This window comes from Bradyrhizobium sp. HKCCYLRH1030 (assembly GCF_051168395.1).
In the GTDB taxonomy this organism is placed as follows: domain Bacteria; phylum Pseudomonadota; class Alphaproteobacteria; order Rhizobiales; family Xanthobacteraceae; genus Bradyrhizobium.
This window is the reverse complement of record NZ_JBNPUY010000010.1, coordinates 307501-308852: the sequence shown is the minus strand read 5'-3', so window position 1 is coordinate 308852 and position 1352 is coordinate 307501. Positions and strand designations below refer to the sequence as shown.

Sequence of the window (1352 nt, the reverse complement as noted above, 5' to 3'; positions counted from 1 at the left end):
GATTTCGCCGTCTTCGTTTCTCTTTCTTCGCGGACGAACACGCTGCCTGGGGCTGCGCGGTTGCTGCATTTGCCCTCACGGGCAGGGTGGCGACGAGCTTCGAGCGTTAGGGCTTGTAGCTCAGTTGGTTAGAGCGCGCGCTTGATAAGCGTGAGGTCGGAAGTTCAAGTCTTCCCAGGCCCACCACTTTCTGGCGTCTCTCACTCTCTGGTCTGGCTTGGCATTCGTCTTCTGGTTACGGGGCCATAGCTCAGCTGGGAGAGCGCGTGCTTTGCAAGCATGAGGTCGTCGGTTCGATCCCGTCTGGCTCCACCAGATGGTCTGATTGCCGAGCGATCGCTTGACAGCGCTGGTTCAACATCGTCCGCGAGACAACATTTCGCATCTTCTGATCCTCACCGGGATTACAGAAGACTGCGTGTTATCTGACATCGTGAAGAGGAGATCGATCCGAGTTGGGTCGTGCAATGGAGCGTCACCGCGCAAGCGGTCCGCGCTTCGACTATGCACCGACACTTCACTATCTCCGGGTCATTTCGGCGCAGGCTGGAAGCTGTGAAGCATCCTGTCTGTTGTAAATGACTCTGTTGGCTGCGCTTGACCGCACGGCCATCGGTTCGATCTTAAGAAGCAAGCTGGTCTTTCTAATCAGTGTCCGCGCTGCTCCAACGCTTAGTCCTTCGGGACGGTGGGAGCGGTGAACATTCTGCCGAGTGTGTGGACATTGATAATGAGAGCAATCAAGTGCCTTAAGGGTGTTCGGTGGATGCCTTGGCGCTGAGAGGCGATGAAGGACGTGCTACGCTGCGATAAGCCGTGGGGAGCTGCGAAGAAGCTTTGATCCGCGGATTTCCGAATGGGGAAACCCACCTTCGATAGCCGGAACTCCAAGACCTCAAGTCTTGGTGTTCGACCAGGAGACTGTGAGAATTCAAGGCCGTGAGGTTTTGGATTTCCGGTTATCAAGAGAAGGTATGAGACTTCTGAATACATAGGAGGTTTCAAGCGAACCCAGGGAACTGAAACATCTAAGTACCTGGAGGAAAGGACATCAACCGAGACTCCGCTAGTAGTGGCGAGCGAACGCGGACCAGGCCAGTCATGAATGTAAGCCAACCAGAACCTGTCAGGAAAGCAGGGCCTCAGAGGGTGATAGCCCCGTATGGGTAATGCGAACATTCATGCTCGAGTAAGGCGGGACACGTGCAATCCTGTCTGAACATGGGGGGACCACCCTCCAAGCCTAAGTACTCCTCAGCGACCGATAGTGAACCAGTACCGTGAGGGAAAGGTGAAAAGCACCCCGACGAGGGGAGTGAAATAGACCTGAAACCGGACACCTACAAACAGAC

Annotated in this window: 2 tRNA genes and 1 rRNA gene (1 of these 3 running past the window's edge); all 3 read left to right on the top strand. The window is 55.1% G+C overall.

What is annotated here, in order from left to right:
- The first annotated feature begins 109 nt into the window (after positions 1-109).
- A tRNA-Ile gene (locus ACQR1E_RS27420) sits at positions 110-186 on the top strand.
- Positions 187-239: 53 nt separating this feature from the next.
- Positions 240-315, top strand: a tRNA-Ala gene (locus tag ACQR1E_RS27415).
- 423 nt (positions 316-738) lie between these two features.
- Positions 739-1352: ribosomal RNA gene (locus ACQR1E_RS27410) — 23S ribosomal RNA — on the top strand (it continues 2232 nt past the right edge of the window).